Origin of the sequence: Nocardioides sp. CPCC 206348 (assembly GCF_048654705.1) — a bacterium.
In the GTDB taxonomy this organism is placed as follows: domain Bacteria; phylum Actinomycetota; class Actinomycetes; order Propionibacteriales; family Nocardioidaceae; genus Nocardioides.
The window spans coordinates 5779-9409 of record NZ_JBMCZA010000216.1; the positions used below are offsets into that span (position 1 = coordinate 5779).

3 protein-coding genes are annotated in these 3631 nt (G+C 72.8%); 2 read left to right on the top strand and 1 reads right to left on the bottom strand.

From position 1 onward, the window contains the following. On the top strand, positions 1-1798 hold a 1798-nt coding region (locus tag ACOADB_RS23315), incomplete at its 5' end, for a LuxR C-terminal-related transcriptional regulator (protein ID WP_378604352.1). A gap of 23 nt (positions 1799-1821) precedes the next feature. Continuing rightward, a complete protein-coding gene (locus ACOADB_RS23320) occupies positions 1822-3222 on the top strand; it encodes a cytochrome P450 (RefSeq protein ID WP_378604355.1) in 1401 nt (466 codons plus the stop codon). Here the strand turns inward: ACOADB_RS23320 and ACOADB_RS23325 are convergent. Beyond that, positions 3173-3631, bottom strand: a 459-nt coding sequence (locus tag ACOADB_RS23325) for a hypothetical protein (protein ID WP_378604358.1), incomplete at its 5' end; no start/stop codon positions are given. The two genes, ACOADB_RS23320 and ACOADB_RS23325, sit on opposite strands and share 50 nt — an antisense overlap.

Genomic DNA, 3631 nt, shown 5'->3' on the forward strand with positions numbered 1-3631 from the left:
CCGCGCCACCGACCTCGACCGCGCCGTCACGGCAAGCATCGAGGCCGGCGACGAAGCGCTGGCCGTCGGCGGTCCGGACGAGGCGGCCGACCACTTCCAGCAGGCCCTCGAGCTGCTCGAGGACCCCGACCGGGTCGCCCGCCTCGGCATCGACCACGCCAAGCTGGTCGTCAAGGCGGCCGGCGCGCTCACCGCCGGCGGCGACGCCCAGCGGGCCTGCCAGCTGCTCGCCCAGCAGCTCGACCGGCTGCCCGCCGATGCCCCGAACGCGGCGCGCGCCCGCCTGCTCAGCGAGTACGCCGAGGTCCTCTCCATCACCGAGACCGAGCTCGACCCGCGGGAGCTGTCGGCCGAGGCCGTCTCGCTGGCGCCCGAGGGCGACAGCATGCTGCGCGCCAAGATCCTCGCGACGCACGCGCGGATCATCGGATACCGCCACGGCACCGTGGACGAGGCCGAGGCCTACGCCACCGAGGCCCTCGCGCTCGCCGAGCGGCTCGCGATGCCGGTGCTGGCCTCGGACATCCGGACCACCCTCACGGGGATGCGGGTGAAGACCGCTGCGGGCACCGACCAGGACGCCTTGCGCGCCGCGCTCGAACGGGCCGTCGAGCACGCTGCCACTGCGGGCGCCTTCCAGGCCGAGATCCGCGGCCGGTGGTTGCTCGGGCGCTCCCACCAGGACGACGGCGAGTGGGAGCAGGCGGTCCGCTGGTTCAGCTCCGCGCTGGACCTGGGGGTCCGGGCGGGGCTCGTCTGGGCGCCGTTCAGCATCGACTCCCGGTGGCAGCTCACCTGGATCCGCTACATCCTCGGCGAGTGGGACGAGGTGCTCGCCCTCGTGGCACCGCTCGACGCCGTGGCCGGCCCTGCCATCCCGCGTGGCGTCGTCGAACCGGCCCGTCTGTCCGTGCTCGCGGCGCGCGGCGTCGACGTGCTCGACCGGGCCTCGGCGTTGCGCGACCTGTGGGAGGACGAAGGCGGCGTCGCGGTCTTCAGCGCCGGCGTCGAGATCGAGGTCCACGGTGGACGCGGTGATGCCGCAGCCGCCATCGCGGTCTACGACGACGTCGTCGAGGTGCTGACCCGGATCTGGCACGAGCGCTTCGGTGCCCGCGTCCGACTCGCGGCGCAGACCCTGCGCGCCATCGCCCGCGCCATCCCCGTCGCCAGCGCCGCCGAGCGCCGCACCCTGGCGGCCCGCGCCGACCTGCTCCGCGCCGACGGCGAGGACCTGCTGTCGTGGCTGCGCGAGACCGGTGCGACCTGGGGCCCCGAGGGCCGGATGTGGTCCACGCGCCTGGTCGCCGAGCACCAGCGCGTGCGCTGGCTGGCCGGGGTCGACCCCGGGCCGCGCGAGGAGCTGCTCGCCGCCTGGGCCGCTGCCCTCGACGCCGCCACGAAGTACGGCCACGTGCCCGAACAGGCCCGGGTGCGGGCGGCGTACGCCCAGATCCTGCGTCTCGTCGGAGACAGCAGCGAAGCCCGCGCGGAGGCCGACGAAGCGCGGGCCCTCGCCGAGCGACTCGGTGCCACCGTGCTGCTGAGGGACCTGCACGAGAGTGGCGGCGGGCGTGGTGCCGCCGCGCCACCGGTGGCCGGTGCTCCGGCACTGACCGCCCGCGAGGTGGAGATCCTTGCCCTCGTCGCAGAGGGCCGGTCCAACGGCGAGATCGGGAAGCAGCTCTTCATCAGCACGAAGACGGTGAGCGTCCACGTCTCCAACATCCTCGGCAAGCTCGGTGCCGCCGGACGCACGGAGGCGGCCGCCATCGCGCGGCGGGACGGCTTGCTCTAGATCCCGGGGCGTAGCGTCGTCCCGTGACCACTGAGCTCGAGGACACCCGCGCACTGACGATGCGCCGCTTCGGCCGCTCCAGCGGGACGGGAGGCACCACGCTGCCGCCGGTCCGCCTGGACCAGCTGCCGCCCGGCCCCCGCTGGCCCTCGCTGGTGCAGACCGCCGCGCTGATGCGGTTCCGCCACCAGTTCCACCCCTGGCTGCACCGCAAGTACGGCGACGCGTACACCGTGAACCTCGTGCCCGGGAACCGTCCGCTGGTGCTGTTCACCTCGCCTGCCGTGACCAAGGAGATCTTCGCGGGTGACCCCGAGGTGTTCCACGCAGGCAAGGGCAACGCGATCCTCGGGCCGATCATGGGCGAGCACTCGCTGCTCCTGCAGGACTCGGCCGAGCACCACCGCGCCCGCAAGCTCCTGATGCCGGCGTTCCTCGGCAAGGCCCTGCGCGGCTACCGGTCCCTGGTGTCCGACGTCGCGACGGCCGAGGTCGCCGGCTGGACCGAGGGGGAGACCTTCCGGTCGCTCGAGCGGATGAACGCGTTGACCCTCGACGTCATCCTGCGGGTGGTCTTCGGGGTCACCGACGAGGAACGGCTCGCGAAGCTGCGGCCCGCCGTCCGGCGGATCATCGACATCAACCCCGTGATCCTGCTCGGGTGGGCCTACCCGCGCCTCCAGCGCCTCGGCCCGTGGCGCCGCACGATCGAGAACGCCGTCGAGCTCGACCGGCTGATGTACGCCGAGATCCGCGAACGTCGTACCGCCACGGACCTGGCCGAGCGACCGGATGTCCTCTCCCGCCTGCTGGCAGCGACGGATCCCGACGACGAGCACGGCGGGCTCTCCGACACCGAGCTGCGCGACCAGCTGGTGACGCTGCTGCTGGCCGGCCACGAGACGACGGCGTCGGCGCTGTCGTGGGCACTCGTCGAGATCGGCCGCAGCCCCGACCTGCGGGCCCGCACCGAACGCGCGGTCGACGAAGGCGACGACGCCTGGCTCGAAGCTGTCTTCAAGGAGTCGATGCGCCTGCATCCCGTGATCCCGATGGTGGTGCGCACGCTGATGGAGCCGACGACCGTCGGCGGTTGGGACCTTCCCGCCGGCACCACCGTGGGGCCCTCGATCATCATGAGCCACCAGCAGGAGTCGAACTTCCCCGATCCGGAGGCGTTCCGTCCCGAGCGCTTCCTCGCCGACGGCGACACTGCCGTGCCGGCACTGAACGTGTGGATCCCGTTCGGCGGGGGAGTACGCCGCTGCATCGGTGCCGGCTTCTCCGTGATGGAGGGCGTCGAGGTGCTCCGCGCCGTCTTCCGTGAGTACGACGTCACGACTGTCGGCACCGACGTACCCAAGGTCCGCAACATCACCAGCGTGCCGCGGCGTGGGGCGCGGATCCGGGTACGGCGACGCTGACCGTCGTTGCGACGTCCTCGAAGACGTCGCAGTAGGCGGCGTAATCCTCGCGCGCGACGGAACCCGTGAGGGTGACGCCGACGCCGTCGACCAGCCAGGCCCACTGGTCGCAGATCACGTCGATGCCCCCGACGCGGTGGGCGAAACGGCGGTAGACGACCGGTTGCCCATCGAGGTCGAACTCGTCGGAGTCCTCGACCTCGAACCGGTCGAGCTGGATGTCCAGGGCAGCCATGGCGTCCTCGCGCCACGCGCCGAGACCGGCCTCCACGGGGACCGACCGCAGGACGATCTCGGGAGGGAAGCCGCTCGGCGGCAGCACAGGTGGCCGGGCGGCGACGACGATGTCGCGTTCGGGGTCGGTGCGGGTCGCCCACCGACGCGGGAGGGCGACGCTGATGTCGTGGTT